At 63.4% G+C, this 19,528-nt stretch carries 18 protein-coding genes; 9 read left to right on the top strand and 9 right to left on the bottom strand.

Annotated features, from left to right (window positions below; all coding sequences use genetic code 11):
- Position 1: 1 nt before the first annotated feature.
- The 8 genes from xylB to M3484_RS08890 are packed head-to-tail and all read right to left on the bottom strand — an operon-like array spanning position 2 to position 9,598.
- Positions 2–1,447, bottom strand: a complete 1,446-nt coding sequence (xylB, locus tag M3484_RS08855) for a xylulokinase (RefSeq protein WP_249496587.1) — start codon at positions 1,445–1,447, stop codon at positions 2–4.
- A 54-nt stretch (positions 1,448–1,501) separates the two neighbouring features.
- The gene (locus M3484_RS08860; RefSeq protein WP_092895628.1) at positions 1,502–2,443 is read right to left on the bottom strand and encodes an ABC transporter substrate-binding protein; all 942 of its coding nucleotides are present in this window, start codon (positions 2,441–2,443) and stop codon (positions 1,502–1,504) included.
- A 34-nt stretch (positions 2,444–2,477) separates the two neighbouring features.
- A complete protein-coding gene (locus M3484_RS08865) occupies positions 2,478–3,464 on the bottom strand; it encodes an ABC transporter permease (RefSeq protein ID WP_249496588.1) in 987 nt (328 codons plus the stop codon).
- Positions 3,461–4,972, bottom strand: a complete 1,512-nt coding sequence (locus M3484_RS08870; RefSeq protein WP_249496589.1) for a sugar ABC transporter ATP-binding protein — start codon at positions 4,970–4,972, stop codon at positions 3,461–3,463. The genes M3484_RS08865 and M3484_RS08870 overlap by 4 nt, the downstream gene beginning before the upstream one ends.
- A complete protein-coding gene (locus tag M3484_RS08875) occupies positions 4,969–6,102 on the bottom strand; it encodes a Gfo/Idh/MocA family protein (RefSeq protein ID WP_249496590.1) in 1,134 nt (377 codons plus the stop codon). Before M3484_RS08875 ends, M3484_RS08870 begins: the two co-directional genes overlap by 4 nt.
- Positions 6,103–6,118: 16 nt before the next feature.
- On the bottom strand, positions 6,119–7,171 hold the full coding sequence (locus M3484_RS08880; protein WP_249496591.1) for a sugar phosphate isomerase/epimerase family protein: 1,053 nt from the start codon (positions 7,169–7,171) through the stop codon (positions 6,119–6,121).
- Between the two features lie 25 nt (positions 7,172–7,196).
- Positions 7,197–8,513 carry a xylose isomerase gene (gene xylA / locus M3484_RS08885; RefSeq protein WP_283258370.1) on the bottom strand — a complete coding sequence of 439 codons (1,317 nt, stop codon included), beginning with the start codon at positions 8,511–8,513 and terminating at the stop codon, positions 7,197–7,199.
- A complete protein-coding gene (locus M3484_RS08890) occupies positions 8,510–9,598 on the bottom strand; it encodes a LacI family DNA-binding transcriptional regulator (protein WP_249496592.1) in 1,089 nt (362 codons plus the stop codon). Before M3484_RS08890 ends, xylA begins: the two co-directional genes overlap by 4 nt.
- A gap of 211 nt (positions 9,599–9,809) precedes the next feature.
- Here M3484_RS08890 and M3484_RS08895 point away from each other — a divergent pair, with 211 nt between their 5' ends.
- The 4 genes from M3484_RS08895 to M3484_RS08910 are packed head-to-tail and all read left to right on the top strand — an operon-like array spanning position 9,810 to position 14,878.
- The gene (locus tag M3484_RS08895; RefSeq protein WP_249496593.1) at positions 9,810–11,066 is read left to right on the top strand and encodes a sarcosine oxidase subunit beta family protein; all 1,257 of its coding nucleotides are present in this window, start codon (positions 9,810–9,812) and stop codon (positions 11,064–11,066) included.
- A gap of 11 nt (positions 11,067–11,077) precedes the next feature.
- The gene (locus M3484_RS08900; protein ID WP_092895640.1) at positions 11,078–11,365 is read left to right on the top strand and encodes a sarcosine oxidase subunit delta; all 288 of its coding nucleotides are present in this window, start codon (positions 11,078–11,080) and stop codon (positions 11,363–11,365) included.
- Positions 11,362–14,313, top strand: a complete 2,952-nt coding sequence (locus tag M3484_RS08905; RefSeq protein ID WP_249496594.1) for a sarcosine oxidase subunit alpha family protein — start codon at positions 11,362–11,364, stop codon at positions 14,311–14,313. The genes M3484_RS08900 and M3484_RS08905 overlap by 4 nt, the downstream gene beginning before the upstream one ends.
- Entirely contained in the window at positions 14,306–14,878 is a 573-nt protein-coding gene (locus M3484_RS08910) for a sarcosine oxidase subunit gamma (protein ID WP_249496595.1), read from the top strand. Before M3484_RS08905 ends, M3484_RS08910 begins: the two co-directional genes overlap by 8 nt.
- A gap of 174 nt (positions 14,879–15,052) precedes the next feature.
- Here the strand turns inward: M3484_RS08910 and M3484_RS08915 are convergent, their stop codons facing one another.
- Positions 15,053–16,060, bottom strand: coding sequence for a GlxA family transcriptional regulator (locus M3484_RS08915; protein ID WP_092895646.1), 1,008 nt, complete (start codon positions 16,058–16,060; stop codon positions 15,053–15,055).
- A gap of 134 nt (positions 16,061–16,194) precedes the next feature.
- On the opposite strand from M3484_RS08915, the gene M3484_RS08920 reads away from it, so the two are divergent.
- The 5 genes from M3484_RS08920 to M3484_RS23970 all read left to right on the top strand — a co-directional run.
- On the top strand, positions 16,195–16,857 hold the full coding sequence (locus M3484_RS08920; protein ID WP_092895648.1) for a helix-turn-helix domain-containing protein: 663 nt from the start codon (positions 16,195–16,197) through the stop codon (positions 16,855–16,857).
- Between the two features lie 39 nt (positions 16,858–16,896).
- Positions 16,897–17,877, top strand: a complete 981-nt coding sequence (gene meaB, locus M3484_RS08925) for a methylmalonyl Co-A mutase-associated GTPase MeaB (RefSeq protein ID WP_249496596.1) — start codon at positions 16,897–16,899, stop codon at positions 17,875–17,877.
- Positions 17,878–18,063: 186 nt separating this feature from the next.
- On the top strand, positions 18,064–18,351 hold the full coding sequence (rpmB, locus tag M3484_RS08930; protein WP_092895652.1) for a 50S ribosomal protein L28: 288 nt from the start codon (positions 18,064–18,066) through the stop codon (positions 18,349–18,351).
- A 171-nt stretch (positions 18,352–18,522) separates the two neighbouring features.
- Positions 18,523–19,182 carry a pyridoxamine 5'-phosphate oxidase family protein gene (locus tag M3484_RS08935; protein ID WP_249496597.1) on the top strand — a complete coding sequence of 220 codons (660 nt, stop codon included), beginning with the start codon at positions 18,523–18,525 and terminating at the stop codon, positions 19,180–19,182.
- Positions 19,183–19,351: 169 nt separating this feature from the next.
- A partial coding sequence (locus M3484_RS23970) for an acetyl-coenzyme A synthetase N-terminal domain-containing protein (protein WP_502942444.1) occupies positions 19,352–19,528 on the top strand: 177 nt, incomplete at its 3' end.

Consider the following 19,528-nt stretch of genomic DNA (forward strand, 5'->3'; position numbering starts at 1 on the left):
CTTACCCCGCCAGAGCGGGGTAGAGGCTGCGATAGCGCGAATAAGCCTCATCAAAGGCCGCGATGAGGCCCGCGTCCGGCAAGATGCTGGCTTTGGTGGCGGGGGCGGTACAGATGCTTTCCGGGCTTGCGCCGGTGGCCGCCATCAGGCCGAGCCGCGCCGCGCCGAAGGCTGCGCCGAAATCGCCGCCGACCGGCAGATCGACCGGGATGCCGAGCGTGGTCGCAATCACCTTCAGCCAGTAGCCCGAGTTTGAACCGCCACCGACTGCGGTGACGCGCCCGATCCGGGCCCCGGCCTGGCGCAGTGCGTTCAGATTGTCTTTCAGCGCGAAGGCGACGCCTTCCATCACCGCGCGGGTCAGCGCCTTGCGGTCGGATTCGTGGCCGAGGCCGGTAAAGGCGCCGCGGATCTTCGCATCATTATGCGGCGTGCGCTCGCCCGAGAGATAGGGCAGGAAACTGGCCGAACCCGGCGCGACCAGATCGTCGCCGAGTTCGCGCGCGAGATCGGCGGCGGCGGTGCCGGTGATGCCGGCATACCAGTTCAGCGCATCGGTGGCAGACAGGATCACGCCCATCTGGTGCCAGCGGTCCGGCAGCGCATGGCAAAAGGCGTGAACTGCACTTTCGGGCAGCGGGCGGAAAGCGTCATTGGCGGCGAAGATCACACCTGAAGTGCCGAGCGAGACAAAGGCCTGGCCTTCGCGAATGGTGCCCATGCCGATGGCCGAGGCGGCATTGTCCCCCGCACCGCCGGCGACGATCACCGGGCCGGTGAGGCCCCAGTCTGCCAGAAGGTCCGCGCGCAGCTGGCCACCGGGGGCCGAGCCTTCGACCAGAGCCGGTATCTGTGCACGCGAGAGGCCGGTCGCGGCCAGGAGGTCATCTGACCAGTCGCGCGCCGCGCAATCAAGCCAGCTGGTGCCGGCGGCATCCGACATCTCGGAAATATGCTCGCCCGTCAGCCAGAGGCGCAGCGCGTCTTTCGGCAAAAGTACCATGGCGGTCTGGTCAAAGAGGGCGGGCTCGTGCTTTGCCACCCAGGCCAGTTTCGGGGCGGTAAAGCCCGGGAAGACGATATTGCCGGTCAGCTGGCGAAAGCGCGGATCGGCATCCATCGCGGCGGCCTCTAGGCTCGCGCGGGTATCATTCCACAGGATCGAGGGGCGCAGCGCGCGGTCGCTGCGGTCAAACAGCGTGGCGCCATGCATATGGCCCGACAGGCCGATGCCGCGAACAGCGGCGAATTCAACGGGATGGGAGGCACGCAAAGCCGCCACGGCCTCTTTGCAGGCGCCGGTCCAGTCATCGGGATCCTGTTCGGACCAGCCGGGATGGGGGCGTGACACCGGGGTCGCGGCGCTGGCCGAGCCGATGATCCTTTGTTCCGGATCCATCAGCAATGCGCGGATGCCAGAGGTGCCGAGATCGAGACCGAGATACATATTCACCTCATGGAATTGCCCCGGCCGGCGCGAACCGGCCGGGGTAGTAATGCCTCAGAACGGGCTGTCGGGGTAGTAATAGGTGGCCGCATTGTCCGGCGTGACCAGAACCGAGCCGATGATGAAATCGCCCGAGACCGGCGCCGGCGAGACGAGGCCGACCGCAGTGATTTCGATCGCGGTGGCGATCATCGACGGCGGGTAGGTCACGTTGGCCGGGATCATCGCATCGCCGTCCATGGTGCGTTTGATCATCTCTTTCATACCGGCGCCGCCGAGCACGAATTTGATGTCTTTGCGGCCGGCGGCTTCGATCGCTGCCAGTGCGCCAAGCGCCATATCGTCATCCGAGGCCCAGACCGCGTCGATCTCCGGATATTTCGACAGGAAATCCTGCATCACGGTAAAGCTCTTGTCGCGGTTCCAGTCGCCATGTTCGGCGGCAAGAACTTCGATCCCCGACCCTTCAATGGCGCCCTGGAAGCCTTCGAGGCGCTCATTGTCGATGGTGGTCGGGATGCCGCGCAGCACCACAATCTTGCCGCCATCGGGCATGTTGGATTTCATGAATTCGCCCGCGACGCGGCCAAAGCCGGGGTTGTCGCCCGCGACATAGAGATCTTCGATGCCGTCAACCGCCAGACCACGGTCGACCACGGTGACCCAGGCGCCCGAGGCTTTCACATTCTGCACCGGGCCGGTCAGCGGCTCGGATTCAAAAGGCAGCACGACGAGCGCGCTGATCTTGCGGGTGGCCAGCATGTCTTCGATGTCATTGACCTGCTTGGCCGGGTCCGAGGCGGTCGCCAGCACGAAATCCAGCTCGGGATAGGTGGCTTCCAGCCGCTCAACCGTGGTTTTGGCGAAATAGTTCATGCCGCCCGCCCAGCCATGGGTCGCCGCCGGGATCGACACGCCGATCACTTTGGTGTCCTGAGCCAGGGCAGGCCCGCCAAGCGCAACCGCAAGCGCCAATGCCGATACGAAATGTTTCATAGTTTCTCCTCCCTTGAGTAATTCGGGGCCAGGGTCACTGGCCCGCTTTGCTTCCGCGCTGCAAAACGACAGCGAGAACGATGATCGCGCCCTGGATTGCTCCGTTCAGATAGGGCGAGACGTAATCCGTCAGGTTCAGCAGGTTGCCGATCAGCACGAGGATCAGCACCCCCACAACCGTGCCCCAGACGCGGCCGAAACCGCCCTTGAGGGCCGTGCCACCGATGATGACGGCGGCAATCGCCTCCAGCTCCCACAGGAGGCCGGTGGCGGACGAGGCCGAGCCAAGGCGCGGCACATACATGATGACGGCCAGCCCGACGAGGGCACCAAGCATCACATAGGTCAGAAGCCGCACGCGGCCGACGCGGACGGATGAATATTTCGCCACCTGGTCATTCGATCCGATGGCTGCGCAATGGCGGCCAAAGGCGGTGGAGCGCATCAGCAATTCGCCGAGGATCACCACCACGGCAAAGACGATGATCGGCCAGGTGACGCCGAAGATGCCGCCGTAATAGACCGGCTGGTAGAAGGTGCGCAGGCCGAAATCGAGGCTCAGCGTGCCGCCATCTGCAAGCCAGGTGACGAGGCTGCGATAGATCCCCATCGAGCCGAGCGTGACGATGAAGGCCTCGATCCCCAGTCGCGTGATCAGAAGACCGTTGATCAGCCCCGCGATGATCCCGGCGCCAAGCGCGACCAGCATCCCCACAACGACAATCGGCACGCCCACGCCCATCGAGGGCAGCATCTTGTTCATCACAAGGATCATCAGCCCGGCGATAAACGCCGCCATCGAGCCGACCGAGAGGTCAAGCCCGCCTGCCGTGATCACGAAGGTCATCCCCACCGCGATGATGCCGATAAAGGCCGACCGCGCCAGAACATTGGTGATATTGTCGAGGCCGAGGAAATTCGGGTTCATCATCGCGCCCATGATCACGAGGATCACCAGCGCGAGGATCGGGCCGATCACGCTCATCTGCACCCGGCGCGCCGGAGCTGCCGCAACACTCATTCCTGTAACTCCTTTGCGAGAGGGGCGGTCTGGCCGACCCCCATGGCGAGGCGCACGATGGCGTCCTCAGTGATGGTATCGCCGGTCACCTCGCCCCGGATCCGGCCCTGGCGCATTACCAGAACGCGGTCGGCAAGGCCGATGACTTCCTGCATTTCAGAAGAAATCACCACGATGGCGCGGCCCTCGCGGGCAAGGCGACGGATGAATTCGTACATCTGTTGTTTGGTGCCGATGTCGATGCCGCGGGTCGGTTCGTCGATCACGATGATCTGCGGGTCCGAGAGCATGGTTTTCGCGAAGAGGAGCTTTTGCTGATTGCCGCCGGAAAGATGTCCGACATTGATCCCGCGTGCGCCACGGATGTCGAAATCGCGGATTGCCTGATCAAGGGCCGCCTCTTCGGCGCGCTGATCCAGAAGCCCATGCGAGAACCGGTGCAGGGCCTGGAGGGTGAGGTTCTCACGCATCCCCTTTTGCAACAGCAGCCCGCGCGTCTTGCGGTCTTCGGTCAGGTAGCACAGGCCAAGCTCCAGCGCCTCCCAGTTGTGGCGGATAGTGACCGCGCGACCTTTGACTTTGACCGCGCCGGTGGCCGGTCGCAGCCCCGCAAGGCCCTCGAATGTCTCGGTCCGCCCCGAACCGATCAGCCCGGCAATGCCGAGGATCTCGCCCGCACGCAGGCTGAAGCTGACATCTTCGGCAAAGCCGGGCACTGTCAGGCGCGCAACCTCAAGCACGATCTCGCCGGGGGTGCCGTCTTTGGCCGGGTAAAGCTGCGACATCTCGCGCCCGACCATCGCTTCGGCCATGCCATGTTCGTCCATCGCATCGGCGGGGCCGGAATAGACCACTGCGCCATCGCGCATGATGGTCAGGTCGTCTGCGATCTCTTTCACCTCGTCGAGCTTATGCGAGGTGAAGAGAATGGCCGTGCCGGCCGCCCTGAGCGCCCTGACCTGGTCCATCAGGATCCTGGTTTCCGCCTTTGTCAGCACCGCGGTCGGCTCGTCCATGATCAGGACGCGGGTCTCGCGCGACAGGGCTTTCGCGATCTCGACCATCTGCTTGTCGGAGTTCGACAGGCTCGAGATCGGGCGATCCGTCGCGACCCGGCATTGCAGCCGGTCCAGAAGCGTCCGGGCCTCGGCGCGCATCGCGGCTTTGTTGAGGAAAAGGCCGCGCTTCAGTTCGCGGCCAAGGAAGATGTTTTCCTCGACGGTCAGCTGCTCGGCCAGGTTGAATTCCTGATGGATCATCGAGATCCCCGCCGCCTCGGCCTCACCCATGGTGGCGAAGGCGACCGCGCGACCGTCCAGCTGTACTTCGCCCGACGATGGCGGCTGATAGCCCGCCAGGATCTTCATCGTGGTGGATTTCCCCGCGCCATTCTCGCCGATCAGCGCATGGACGCGGCCCGGGGCGAGCGCGATCGAGATGCCATGCAGCACCTCGATCGGGCCGAAACTGCGGCTGACGCCGTTCAGGGCGAGAACGGGTGTGGTCACAGCGCCACCCATGCCGCATCGGCCCGGGACGAGCGGATCGCGGCGTCGATAAAGCGCATCCCGTCCATCCCGGCCGCAATCCCCGGCAGAAGGCCGGTATCCGGGATCTGGCCGCTGTCTGCCGCGCGAATGGCGCGGGCGGCCTCGGTATAGAGATTGGCGAACCCTTCGAGATAGCCCTCGGGATGGCCGCCCGGGGTGCGGCTGACGGCATTCGCCGCCGCATTCGCCCCGGCGCCGCGCCGGGTCACGAGGCGCTTTGCCTCGCCAAAGGGGGTGTGCCAGAGGTAATTCGGATCCTCCTGGCTCCATTCCAGCCCGCCTTTTTCGCCAAAGACGCGCAGCCGCAGCCCGTTTTCGCAGCCCGGCGCCACCTGGCTGCACCAGAGCACGCCGCGCGCGCCGCCCTGCATCCTGAGAAGGATATTCGCGTTGTCATCGACCCGGCGCCCGGGGACAAAGCTTTGCAGATCGGCGGCGAGGCTTTCGACCGCCAGCCCGGTCACGAAACAGGCGAGGTTATGGGCATGGGTGCCGATATCGCCGATCGCGCCGCCTGCGCCCGAGCGCGCGGGGTCGGTGCGCCAGTCTGCCTGTTTGTTGCTGTCATCTGCGGCTTCGGTCAGCCAGTCCTGGGCATATTCAACCTGAACGACGCGAATCTTGCCCAGCTCGCCCGAGGCCACAATGTCCCGCGCCTGGCGGATCATCGGATAGCCGGTATAATTATGGGTCAGGATGAACAGCGCTTTTGACGCTTTGACCGCAGCCTCCAGGTCGCGCGCCTGGTCCATTGTGGCGGTCAGCGGCTTGTCGCAGATCACATGGATGCCGTGCTTCAGAAAGGCCATCGCGGGGCCGGCATGCATATGGTTCGGCGTCACGATGGATACGGCGCGGATACCATCCTCGCGCGCAGCCTCGCGTTCGGCCATCTCTTCATAACTGCCATAGGACCGATCCGCCGCCAGCCCGAGCGCCAGCCCGCTTTCCAGCGCCCGTTCCGGCGTCGAAGACAGCGCGCCGGCGACAAGGTCATATTCGCCATCGATGCGGGCCGCGATCCGGTGGACGCCGCCGATAAAGGCATCCTTGCCGCCGCCGACCATCCCCAGTCTGATCTTTGTCATGCTGTCAGATCCCCCCTCATAGCCCGAGCATACGGCGGTTCGCGGCCTCATCAGTGCCACCATCCGCGAAATCGTCAAACGCTTTGTCGGTGACGCGGATGATGTGATGTTTCACGAATTCGGCCCCTTCGCGCGCGCCGTCTTCGGGATGCTTGATCGCACATTCCCATTCCACGACCGCCCAGCCGTCGAAATCATTCGCCGCCATTTTCGAGAACACTGCGCCGAAATCGACCTGGCCATCGCCCAGACTGCGGAACCGCCCGGCCCGGTTCACCCATGACTGGAAGCCGCCATAGACCCCCTGGCGGCCGGTTGGGTTGAACTCGGCATCCTTGACATGGAACATCCGGATACGGTCGCGATAAATGTCGATATTGTCCAGATAATCCAGGCATTGCAGCACATAATGCGAGGGATCGTAGAGCATGCAGGCCCGGGGATGGTTGCCGGTGCGTTCCAAGAACATCTCATAGGTGATGCCGTCATGCAGGTCTTCGCCGGGATGGATCTCGTAGCAGATGTCGACACCGCAATCGTCGGCATGGTCGAGGATCGGCTTCCAGCGGCGGGCGAGTTCGTCGAACGCCGTTTCCACCAGGCCCGCCGGGCGCTGCGGCCAGGGGTAGATATAGGGCCAGGCCAGTGCGCCGGAAAATGACGCCTGGGCCGTCAGCCCCATATGTTTGCTGGCGGTCAGCGCGTTTTTCACCTGGGTCACGGCCCATTCCTGGCGTGCCTTCGGATTGCCGCGCACATGCGGCGCGGCAAAGCCGTCGAAGCCCTCGTCATAAGCCGGATGCACCGCGACCAGCTGGCCCTGGAGATGGGTCGAAAGCTCGGTCACCACCACGCCATTCGCCTCGGCCACGCCCTTGAATTCGTCGCAGTAATCCTTGCTGGATGCGGCGCGGTCGAGGTCGATCAGCCGCCCGTCCCAGCTGGGCACCTGGACGCCTTGATAGCCGATATCGGCGGCCCATTTCGTGATGCTGTCCCAGGAATTGAACGGCGCCGCATCGCTTGCGAATTGCGCGAGAAACAGTCCCGGCCCTTTGATCGTCTTCATGGTCTTTCCTCCCCAGGGCTGGTGCTCAGACGTATCGGTTAACCAGATTTTCCAGAATTTCCTGCCGCCCCGAAACCGGCTGCGGGTCGAGCCCGGAGGCCTCTGCCGCATCGGCAATCGAGGCGAGGGTGGCGGTCTTGCCCAGCATCGCCTGGGCATCAGCGCTCTGCCAGCCTTTGTACCTTGCCGTACGGGCGGCCTCGAGCCGGCCCTCTTCCAGCATTTTCGCCGCCGCTTTCAGGCCGCGCGCGCAGACATCCATCGCGCCGACATGGGCCGCGACAAGGTCTTCTGCATCCAGCGACTGGCGGCGGACTTTCGCGTCGAAGTTGGTGCCGCCGGTGGTGAAGCCGCCCGCTTTCAGCACTTCATAATAGGCCAGAGCGGTTTCGGGCACATTGTTCGGGAACTGATCGGTATCCCAGCCGGACTGGTAATCGTTGCGGTTCATGTCGATGGAGCCGAGGATCCCCAAAGTCGCCGCCATCGCCAGCTCATGTTCGAACGAATGACCGGCAAGGATCGCGTGACCCTGTTCGATGTTCAGTTTTACTTCGTTTTCAAGGCCGTAGCGCTTGAGGAAGCCGTAGCAGGTGGCGACGTCATAGTCGTATTGGTGCTTGGTCGGCTCCTGCGGTTTCGGCTCCAGCAGGATGGTGCCTTTGAAGCCGATCTTGTGCTTATGCTCGACAACGAGGTTCAGGAAGCGACCCATATGGTCAAGCTCCTGGCCGAGATCGGTGTTCAGAAGCGTCTCATAGCCTTCGCGCCCGCCCCAGAGGACGTAGTTTTCACCGCCCAGACGATGGGTCACTTCCATCGCGCCGCGTACGACGGATGCCGAATAGGCGAAGACATCCGGGTCGGGGTTCGAAGCCGCGCCCGACATATACCGGCGATTGGTAAAGAGGTTCGCAGTGCCCCAGAGGAGTTTCGGCCCGCCTGCCTCCATCTTCGCCTGGAAGTAATCGGCGATTTCTTCAAGCCGGGCGCGGCTTTCGCGCAGAGTTGCACCTTCGGGGCGGACATCATGGTCGTGGAAACAGTAATAGGGCACGCCGAGGATGCGGAAGAGGTCGAAGGCCTCATCTGCCCGCTGCTTTGCCAGCGCCATCGTATCGGCGGGGAACCAGGGGCGGTCAAAGGTGCGGCCGCCAAAGGGGTCGCCGCCATCCCAGGCAAAGGAATGCCAGTAGGCGACGGCGAAACGAAGGTGATCCTCCATCCGTTTGCCCAGCACGATTTCATCGGGATTGTAGTGATGATAGGCGAGCCCCCCGGATTCATGGGCAGTTTCGGGGGCGAATTTCACCGGGGCGATGGAGTCGAAATAACCGCTCAACGGGGGTCTCCTGTGGGCAAAAGGGCAGGCTGAAGTTCGGTCGGGGGCGAGGGCAATGCCGCCGGCAGGTTGTCTTTCAGAAAGATGGTCGGCGTGATGTCGCGCGTCGGGTCGGGAAGCTCGCGCCCATCCGAGAGCGCCTTCATCACATCGACCGACAGCGCGACCTCCTGCGCCGGTTTCTGGTCGATCACCGCATCGACAAGGCCGGCTTCAAGACCGCCGCGCGTTGTGGGCGTCAGATCATGCATGATGGTGAAGGGGCGCGCATCTGGCCTGTGCGCGAGGATCTCGATCAGCCCGCGATTGCCGGCGCCGATGGAATAGATGCCGGTGATGCGGGGTTCCTGTTCCAGCGCCTCTGAAACGCGCAGGCGCATCAGGTCGGGGCGGTCATCCACCACAACAGGGGCCATAAGCTGCGGCCCGCCTTCAAGCACAAGGCGCGCACCTTCATGCCGGTCGCGGTGGTCGCGCGCGCTCAGCGCGCCGATCACCGGCAGGATCAGCCCGGGCGCAGAGGCCGGACGCGCAATATGCGCCATTCGGATAAGGCGCCCGGCGGTGCGCCCGGCCATCTGGTTGTCGATGCCGACATAGGCCGCGCGCAGATCTGGCGCTGCATCGCCCACCAGCGTCACCACCGGAATGCGCGCTTCGCGCAGCGCGCCGATGGCCTCGGCGATCCTCGGCGATTCGGTGGCTACAACCGCCACGGCATCGCAATCGCGCGGCAGTTGTTCCAGCGCGCGTGCCAGCGCGTCGGAATCAAGCGTCGGCACTTCGGTCAGGGTGAAACGAACGCGGTCGGTGCGTCGGGCAGAGGCTTCGGCGTCAACCGCCTGGCGCAGGGCGCGAAAGAAGCTGTGATCGCCGCCCGGCAGCAGGAAACGGAAATGATAGATGCGCCCGCGCGACAGATTCGCGGCATGGAGATCGCGCTCATATCCGAGCGTTTCGATGGCGTGCAGGACCCGGCGCGTGGATTTTTCGGCGACATTTCCGCGCTCATTGAGAACCCGGTCCGCAGTCGCGTAACTCACGCCCGCAGCCCGCGCCACATCCTGCAGCGTCGGCTTGCGCATTTGATTCTCCTCCCGCCCGCAGAAGAGATGAGGAAATGACATACGTCAATCATTTTTTGATATACGTCTGTCATTCTGCCATGCTTCCGGGATCCGTTACCCCGCTGACAGAATTTTGTGACATGTCCGAAATGAAAGGGTCGCTGTCTGAAACAAGAGGGGTGGGGCCGGTGAAAATCCTGACACTGAGGTGAAGTTTCGGCGCGGGGATATGATGCGGTATTCAGGCTTCAAAGTGATCAAAGAGGCCCTGACGGGCCATAAAGGCTGGACGCCCGCCTGGCGCGACCCAGAGCCAAAGAAACACTATGATATCATTATCATAGGTGGCGGTGGCCATGGGCTTGCGACCGCCTATTACCTGGCGAAGATCTTCGGCAAGGCCAATGTCGCCGTGCTGGAAAAGGGCTGGATCGGCGGCGGCAATGTGGGCCGCAACACGACGATCATCCGCTCGAACTATCTGCTTGATGGCAATGAGCCGTTCTATGAGTTTTCCATGAAGCTGTGGGAAAACCTCGAGCAGGATTTCAACTATAACGCCATGGTCAGCCAGCGCGGCGTGCTGAATCTCTGCCATACCGATGCGCAGCGCGATGCCTTCCGCCGTCGCGGCAATGGCATGCGCCTGAACGGGGTCGATGCCGAACTGCTTGACCAGGAAGGTGTACGCAAGATCGCGCCCTTCCTGAACTTCGACAATGCGCGCTTCCCGATCAAAGGCGGCCTGTTGCAGCCGCGTGGTGGCACCGTGCGCCATGATGCGGTCGCCTGGGGCTATGCGCGCGGCGCCGATCAGCGCGGCGTCGACATTATCCAGAATTGCGAAGTCACCGGGTTTAAGATCGAGAACGGCAAGGTGCTGGGCGTCGAGACCACCCGCGGGTTCATCGGCGCGAACAAGATCGGCTGTGCGGTGGCGGGCTCGTCGGGCAAGGTCATGGCGCAGGCCGGGATCGAGCGTCTGCCGATCGAGAGCCATGTGCTGCAGGCCTTCGTCTCGGAAGGGCTGAAGCCGGTGCTGCCGGGCGTGATCACCTATGGCGCGGGCCATTTCTATGTCAGCCAGTCCGACAAGGGTGGCCTCGTCTTCGGCGGCGATATCGACGGCTATAATACCTATGCGCAGCGCGGCAATCTTCCGGTCGTGGAAGATGTCTGTGAGGGCGGGATGTCGATCATGCCGATGATCGGGCGGGCGCGCCTGCTGCGGATCTGGGGCGGCGTCATGGATATGTCGATGGACGGCTCGCCCATCATCGACAAGACCGATATCGACGGGCTCTATTTCAACGGCGGCTGGTGCTATGGCGGCTTTAAGGCAACGCCGGCCAGCGGCTGGTGCTTTGCGCATCTGCTCGCCAATGACCAACCGCATTCCGTGGCGACCGCCTATCGGTTCGACCGGTTCCGCAAGGGGCTGATGATCGACGAAAAGGGCATGGGCGCCCAACCGAACCTGCATTGAGGACCTGAGCGATGATTATCAATCACCCCCTGCTGGGGCCGCGAGATTCGCAGGAATTCGTCTATCTTGGCGATGCGAACCTGATCGACCGGCCAGACTGGGCCGCCGAAGGCGCCGTCGATACCTTTCACGACTACCTCTATCAGCGCAAAAACCCGGCGGGGCTTCACCAGGAGCTGTGGTTCCACGAACAGGGCGACCGGTCCTGGCTTGTGGTGACCCGCAACACGCTGACCCATGAAATCACCAAAGTCGAGCTGGCCCGAGATGTGGCCCGCGCCCGGGGAAGGTCGAAATGAGCCAGAAGAACCGTCTGTCCGGTGGCCAGCTGAACCGCTCGAAACCGCTGAATTTCACCTTCGATGGGGCCACCTATCAGGGTTATGAGGGCGATACGCTCGCCTCGGCTTTGCTCGCGAATGGCGTGCGGCTGATGGGCCGGTCGTTCAAATATCACCGCCCGCGCGGCCCGATCTCTTCGGGTTCGGAAGAGCCGAACGCGATTGTAGAACTGCGCCAGGGCGCACGGCAGGAGCCGAACACCCGCGCGACCATTGCGGAACTGTTCGAGGGCCTCAGCGCGAAAAGCCAGAACCATGTCGGATCGCTGAAGTTCGACTTCCTCGCGATCAATGACCGGCTGTCGTCCTTCTTCGCGGCGGGGTTCTATTACAAGACCTTCATGTGGCCGAAGGCGTTCTGGGAAAAGCTTTACGAGCCGATGATCCGCCGCGCGGCGGGGCTTGGCAGCCTCTCGATGCAGGACGACCCGGATGCCTATGACAAGGGCTTCCTGCATTGCGATCTGCTGGTGATCGGGGCAGGGCCTTCGGGTCTGGCGGCGGCGCTGACGGCGGCGCGGTCTGGTGCGCGGGTGATCCTCGCAGATGAGGATTTCACCCCGGGCGGGCGGCTGAATGCCGAGACCTTTACGCTTGGCGATGCCTCGGGTGCTGACTGGGCGAAATCTGCGATTGCAGAGCTTTCGAGCCTGCCGAATGTCCGCATCCTGACGCGGACGGTGGTGATCGGTGCCTTTGACCACGGTATCTATGGCGCGCTGGAGCGGGTGTCGGACCACATCGCGACCCCGGCCTCAGGCAAGCCGCGCCAGATCCTGTGGCGGATCTATTCACAGCGTGCCGTGCTGGCCGCAGGCGCGACCGAACGCCCGATTGCGTTCAAAAACAACGACCGTCCGGGTGTGATGCTGGCCGGTGCCATGCGCGCCTATGCCAATCGCTGGGCTGCGACGCCGGGCCAGACGGTCGCGGTCTTCACCAATAATGACGATGGCTTGCGCACGGCGTCGGATCTGCTTGCTAAGGGCGTCAAGGTTGCCGCCGTGATCGACAGTCGCGCCGATGGCCCCGCCTTCCAGGGGGCTGAGCATCTGCGTGGCGCCGTGGTGACCGATGCGCATGGCCGCCTTGGCCTGTCCTCGATCAGGGTGAAACTTGCGAATGGCGAGACCCGCCAGATTTCCACAGAGGCGCTTGGCGTCTCGGGTGGCTGGAACCCGAATGTGCATCTGACCTGTCATCAGCGCGGCCTCCCGGTCTGGAATGCAGACCTTGCTGCCTTCGTCCCCGGCACCCTGCCGGTGGGCATGGTAGTGGCGGGCGCAGCGAATGGCCGGCTTTCAACCGCCGGCGCGCTGGCCTCTGGTGCTGAGGCTGCAGCCGGGGCGCTGGAAGGCCTTGGTCTGACGGTGAAATCCGCTGATCTGCCCCAGGCCGAGGATGCGCCGGTGCGCGTCACGCCGCTCTGGTATGTGCCGCATAAGGGCCGCGCCTGGCTTGATCAGCAGAACGACGTCACCGTCAAAGACGTCAAACTTGCGCATCAGGAAGGCTTCCGCTCGGTCGAGCATCTGAAGCGCTATACCACGATGGGTATGGCGACGGATCAGGGCAAGACCTCGAACATTTCGGGCCTTGCCGTGATGGCCGAAATGACCGGCAAGTCGATCCCGGAAACCGGTACCACCATCTATCGCCCGCCCTATACGCCGGTGCCGATTGCGGCCTTCGCGGGCCGGTCTGCGGGGGCTGACTTCCGCCCCAAACGCCTGACGCCTTCGCATAAATGGGCGGCAGAACAGGGCGCGGTCTTTGTCGAGGTCGGCATGTGGCTGCGCGCGCAGTGGTTCCCGAAAGCGGGCGAGACCACCTGGCGGCAATCCGTGGACCGCGAAGTGCTGGCGACCCGTGGTTCGGTCGGCATCTGTGACGTGACCACGCTGGGCAAGATCGACGTTCAGGGGCCGGATGCGGCAGAGTTCCTCAACCGCATCTATTGCAACCCCTTTGCCAAACTCGGTATCGGCAAGGTCCGCTATGGTCTGATGCTGCGCGAAGACGGTATCGCGATGGATGACGGCACCACGGCGCGTCTGGCCGAGGATCACTTCGTCACCACCACCACCACTGCGAATGCGGTCGGCGTCTACCGCCATATGGAATTCGCGCGGCAGTGCCTCTGGCCTGATCTTGATGTGCAGATCATCTCGACCACCGAGGCCTGGGCGCAGTTTTCGGTCGCCGGACCCAATGCCCGGAAGCTCCTGCAAAAAATCGTCGATCCGGAATTCGACATCTCGAACGAGGCCTTCCCCTATATGGGCTGCGGCGAGATCACGGTTTGTGGCGGCCTCAGGGCGCGGCTGTTCCGGATCTCCTTCTCGGGAGAACTGGCCTATGAAATCGCGGTGCCAACCCGTTACGGCGACGGGCTTGTCCGCGCCATGATGGAGGCCGGGCGCGAGTTCAATGCCCTTGTCTATGGCACCGAGGCGCTCGGCGTCATGCGGATCGAGAAAGGCCATGCGGCGGGGAATGAGCTGAACGGCACCACCTCGGCGCTGAACCTCGGCATGGCCGGCATGGTCAACAAGAAGAAGGACTCGATCGGCTCGACCTTGTCGGAACGTGAGGGGATGAACCGCGAGGGCGCCTATAATCTTGTGGGCTTCCAGCCGGTTGATGCGACGAAACCCCTGCTTGGTGGGATGCATTTCATCAACCAGGGCGCGCCGGCCGATGCGAAAAACGACCAGGGCTATATGACCTCGGTCGCGTTTTCGCCCTCGCTCGGGCATTCCATCGGCCTTGGCTATCTGAAAGACGGTGCGGCCCGCAAAGGCGATACGCTGCGCGCCGTGAACCCGCTGGCGGGAGAGGAGACGCTGGTCAAAGTCGTTTCCGCCCATTTTGTCGACCCGGAAGGAGAACGTCTCCGTGGCTGATCATCGTCTCAAACCGATCACCCAGCTGGGGGGTGACGCGCCCCGCAAGGACAGCTTCCCCGGCCTGACCATTACCGAGCGGACCGACACCGCGCTGGCCTCGCTTTCGGCGCGGCAGGGGAAACTGGCAGAGTTCCATGCGGCGGCCAGTGCTTTCTTCGGCTTCGATCTGCCCGCACCGGCGCGCAGTGCCACGGGCGGCGTCTTTACCGCGATCTGGACCGGGCCGGAGCAATGGTTCATCGAGGCGCCTTTCGCCACGCATGAAGACATCGCGCCGATCCTGAGAAAGGGCTTCGGAGATACGGCTTCGATCACTGAACAGACCGATGGCTGGGGCGGGTTCGATCTGGAGGGCGAGGGCGTTCTTTCCGTTTTCGAACTTCTTTCGAACCTCGATCTGGGGAAACTGCCCTCTGGTGGCGCCAGCCGTACAGTTATCGAACATCTGGGCTGTATCCTGGTCTGTCGTGCCGCGGGGAAAAGCTACACGGTCTATGGCGGGCGTTCCTCGGCGGCCTCGCTGCATCATGCGCTGCTGACGGCGGCTAAATCGGCGCTCTGATGCGCGGCGCAGCAAAAGGTTGAAACTGTGGCGAGGGGGCCTGTCCCCTCGCCGCCCGGAATATCCAGAGGCAGAAACCAGCGCGGTCTCTCCGATATTGTTGTCTGTCTCCTGAATATCCCCGCCGCCCGCTTCTGCAGCCTGGCAGAAGCGGGCGGCCCTCATCGCAACGGGTCAGATTGCGGGGAGCGGCGCGTTTTCTTTCACACGGAACTGGTTGGCCTGTTTGCGATCCTCTTGTGGGGTGACGCCGAAGGCCTGACTGTAATGGCGCACGAGCGGGGTGGTGCTGGCATAACCCACCGCCAGCGCGATTTCCGTGATCGTGTCGTTGGAATAAAGCGCCATCTGACGCGCTTTTTTCAGCCGGAGCAGCCGGTAATATTTCAGTGGGCTCTGGCCGGTTGACCGTTTGAACGAGCGGTCGAGCTGGCGTGAGGACAGGTCCACGGCCTCGGCGACTTCGGCGATCTGGATCGGGTCTTCGATATGTTCGGCGAAAAGCCGGATCGCGCGGGCGACGGGCGGCGGCAGCATATCCTCGGTACGGTCCGAGCGGAGCGTCGGGGTCTTTTGTTCGACTTCCTCGCCGCGCATGAAAGGGTGCTGGAACCAGCAGGCCACTTCCGTCATCGCCTCGGGGCCAAGCTGTTCCTCGATCAGCCGCAGCATCAGATCAAACACGGCGGTGGCGCCGGCGGCGGTCAGGCGGCCGCGGTCGATGGTGATCACCTTTTCCGACGCAATCACGCCGGGGAATTCGGTTTTGAATGCGGCCTCATAGCACCAGTGGACCGAGGTTTTATGTCCGTCGAGCAGGCCGGAGCGGGCCAGCGGAAAGATTCCGCCCGAGAAGGCGCCGATCCCGGTGCCATGGCGCGCGAGCCGGCGCAGCACCGCGTTTGAGCTGCGGGCATTGGTGAACTTTCCCGCCGGGCCCGACAGGATGTAAAGCTGGTCGCAATCCGTGAGATCTGCCAGCGCCAGATCGGGATCGAAACCGACCTCGGCAGACGAGACCACGCGGCTCGCGGTTTCGCCCACGACACTCCAGCGGAACGCGCGTTTGCCGATGATCTCATTGGCTGCGCGCAGGGGCTCGATGGCCGAGGTCAGGCAGGCCATCGGAAAGCCCGGAAAGATCAGAAAGCCCAGATGCAGGCCGCTTTCATCCTGGTTCATGTTTCTTATTCTCTCAGGAAACATTTATCGCTAGCATAGTCATATTTTACGGCCATGATACAAGCTCCGTCAGTGGACCGGCAGGTCCGGGCCGGCAAGGCCTGACGGCAAACTGTGGGAAACAGAGGGATTTGATGAGCAGCAGACCGAAGAAAGCAGAGCCCGCCAAGCCACTTCGCTCCCTCTCCCAGGATCCGCACCGGGTCTCTGAACCACGCGAGAAAGTGCTCGAGGTGGCCATCGGACGCGCCGTCCGCAGCTTTCGTCGCCAGAAGGGGATGACGGTCGCCGATCTCTCAAAGCAGACCGGTCTCTCGATCGGCATGGTCTCGAAGATCGAAAACGGCATCACCTCGCCCTCGCTCACGACGCTGCAGGTGCTGGCCCATGCGCTTTCCGTGCCGCTGACCTCGTTCTTCCGTCGCTATGAGGAAAATCGCCAGGTCATGCATGTGAAGTCGGGCGAAGCGGTGATCACTGAACGCGCCGGCACGCGGGCGGGCCATCAATACAGCCTTCTTGGCCATATCGGCGAGAATGCCAGCGGCGTGATCGTCGAACCCTATCTGATCACGCTCAACGAGCAATCCGATATCTTCCCGACCTTCCAGCATGACGGGATCGAGCTTCTCTATATGCTGGAAGGCGAGGTGGTCTACCGCCATGGCGAGCAGACCTTCCTGATGCAGCCCGGCGACAGCCTGTTCTTTGACGCCGATGCACCGCATGGGCCGGAAAAGCTGAACACGCTGCCGGCGCGCTATCTTTCGGTGATCTCCTATCCGCAGGCGAACTGAGGCTGACAGATGCGGGAGGGGGGTGCAGGGGTGAAGTCTATGGATATTGGCGCAATGGCCGGGGCGATCCTCGCCTGTGACCGGCGGGCGCTCGCGCGGGGGATCACGCTGATCGAAAGCGCGCGCCCTGATCACCGCGAACAGGCGGTGGAGCTGATTTCCGCGCTGCGCGCTTCCGGGCGTCAGGCGTTGCGGCTGGGGCTTTCGGGCACGCCAGGGGTGGGGAAATCCACCTTTATCGAGGCTTTCGGCATGAACCTGGCCGAGACCGGCAAGAAGATCGCGGTCCTTGCCGTGGACCCGTCTTCGGCGCGGTCGGGGGGCTCGATTCTCGGTGACAAGACCCGGATGGAGCAGCTTTCGCGACATCCCAACGCCTATATCCGCCCCTCGCCCAGCCAGGCCCATATGGGCGGTGTGGCGCGGCGCACCCGTGAGGCGGTGGCGCTGTGCGAGGCGGCGGGGTTTGACCTTGTGCTGATCGAAACGGTGGGGGTCGGCCAGTCCGAGACCATGGTGGCCGAGATCTGCGATGTCTTCCTGCTTCTCATGGCGCCGGCGGGTGGCGATGAGCTGCAAGGGGTCAAGCGCGGCATCATGGAAATGGCCGATATGATTCTGGTCAACAAGGCGGATGGCGACCTGCTGGCAACCGCGACCCGGACGGTGGCCGATTATGCCGGCGCGCTGCGGCTGTTGCGCAAACGCGCGCAGGACCCGGAAGGTTTCCCCAAAGCGATGCCGGTTTCCGCCTATAGCGGCGCAGGCCTCGACAAGGCCTGGGACGAGATGACCCGGCTTGCAACCTGGCGCAAGGATCAGGGCCATTGGGCGCGCAGGCGGTCTGAACAGGCGGCGCATTGGTTCGGGGAAGAGGTGCGCCACGGGCTTTTGTCGGTGCTGGAGCGGGAACCGGCAAAGGGTATCCTCGCCCGGCTCGGAGCTCAGGTCGCAGCCGGAGAAGCCACGCCCGAGGCCGCCGCGCGGCAGATGATGCAGGCGCTTGGGCGCCCGGCATGAAAGCTGCCTGACAGCCGCGTTTCCCGGCGGCTTCTCGCGGTGAATCGCTTGACGCCGGAGCGGATTCCCCGTATTTGCCCCAGGATCGAATTCGGACAGCGGGGGGATTCCCTTGGGTTTGTCCTTTGAACACAGCGCAAGCTGACCCAATACAGCGAAAGCTGAACAGACCTGAAGGATACCGCAATGTCGCGCGTTTGCGAACTGACGGGCAAAGGCCCGATGACCGGCAACACGGTCAGCCATGCGAATAACAAGAACCGTCGTCGTTTCCTGCCGAACCTGAATGAGGTTTCGCTGGCATCCGACGTGCTCGGCAAAACCTACACCCTGCGCATCTCGGCAGCCGCTCTGCGGACCGTGGATCACCGCGGTGGTCTGGACGCGTTCCTCGCGCGTGCCAAGGATGCAGAGCTCTCCTCGGATGCGCTGAAAATCAAGCGCGATATCGAGAAAGCACAAGCCGCCGCCTGAGGCGTGCCGGGCTTTACGCTGCAGCGTGGCCCTGGTGATATTTAAACCCCGTCCGGTATGCCCGGGCGGGGTTTTCTTCTGTCGGATCCGGGCGATGCGCTGGCTGAAACGGGGTGGACGTCAGGGCGGCGTCAGAGAAGATTGCGCGAACAGCCATAGCCTGGAGCCAGCATGTCCGACCATAAGCCGCCCTCGACCCTGACCCGTGCCCGCCGTCAGCATGGGATGGCCAGCTATGACCCTGAGGTGATCCGCGATTTGCTGGACCGCATTCCGCTGGCCCATATCGGCCATCTGATTGACGGCCAGCCGGTGGTGACCGCGACGCTGCAATGGCGGATCGGTGACCGGATTTACTGGCACGGATCTTCGGCCAGCCGGATGATCAAGGCGGCATCGGGCGCGAAGGTCTGTGTCACGGTGACGGCGGTCGATGGGATGGTTCTGGCGCGGTCAGGGCTGGAACATTCAACGCAATATCGCTCGATGATGGTCTTTGGCGAGGCGGTCCTGCTGCGCGACCCGGCCGACAAAGAGGCTGCGCTGAAGGCGATGATGGAGCAGCTTTTCCCCGGCCGCTGGGACGCTTTGCGCCCGATGACGGTGCAGGAACTGAAGGCGACGGCGGTCTTGTCGCTGCCGATTTCGGAGGCTTCGGCGAAGATCAGCGCCGGTGATCCGACCGACCCGCCGGAAGATGCCGGCTGGCCGGTCTGGGCCGGGGTCCTGCCGATGCAGATGGTGACGGGGGCGCCGCGCCCGGCCCCAGACCTGGCGCCCGGGCTTGCCGCAGAGCCGCCCTCTTATCTGCGCGATTTCACCTTCGGTTGAACGGTAAGTCGCTCGACGCTTATTGACCTTTCCGCTCCCGAGTCCCCCTATCGCGTTGAGGGGGGGCGGTCATGGATCCGGCCCCGGCCAGCAGATCGGGGCGGGAGCCGGGCCTTGGGGAAATCCCGGCCAGGGGCACAGACCGCCCGAAGCAAGGGAGGAATGTGTCATGTCAGGTCCGGTTACGAGCCGCGCGCCATCATTGGAATTTTCGGCGGGTGCGCATGTTGATGCTGCGGGCTACGCGCGTCTTTATGGCGAATCGGTTGCGTCTCCTGATGCGTTCTGGGGGCGTGAGGGGCTTCGTCTGGACTGGATCCAGCCCTATAGCACGGTGAAAGAGACC

Source organism: Pseudomonas sp. GX19020 (genome assembly GCF_023371075.1).
Taxonomy (GTDB): Bacteria; Pseudomonadota; Alphaproteobacteria; order Rhodobacterales; family Rhodobacteraceae; genus Pseudogemmobacter.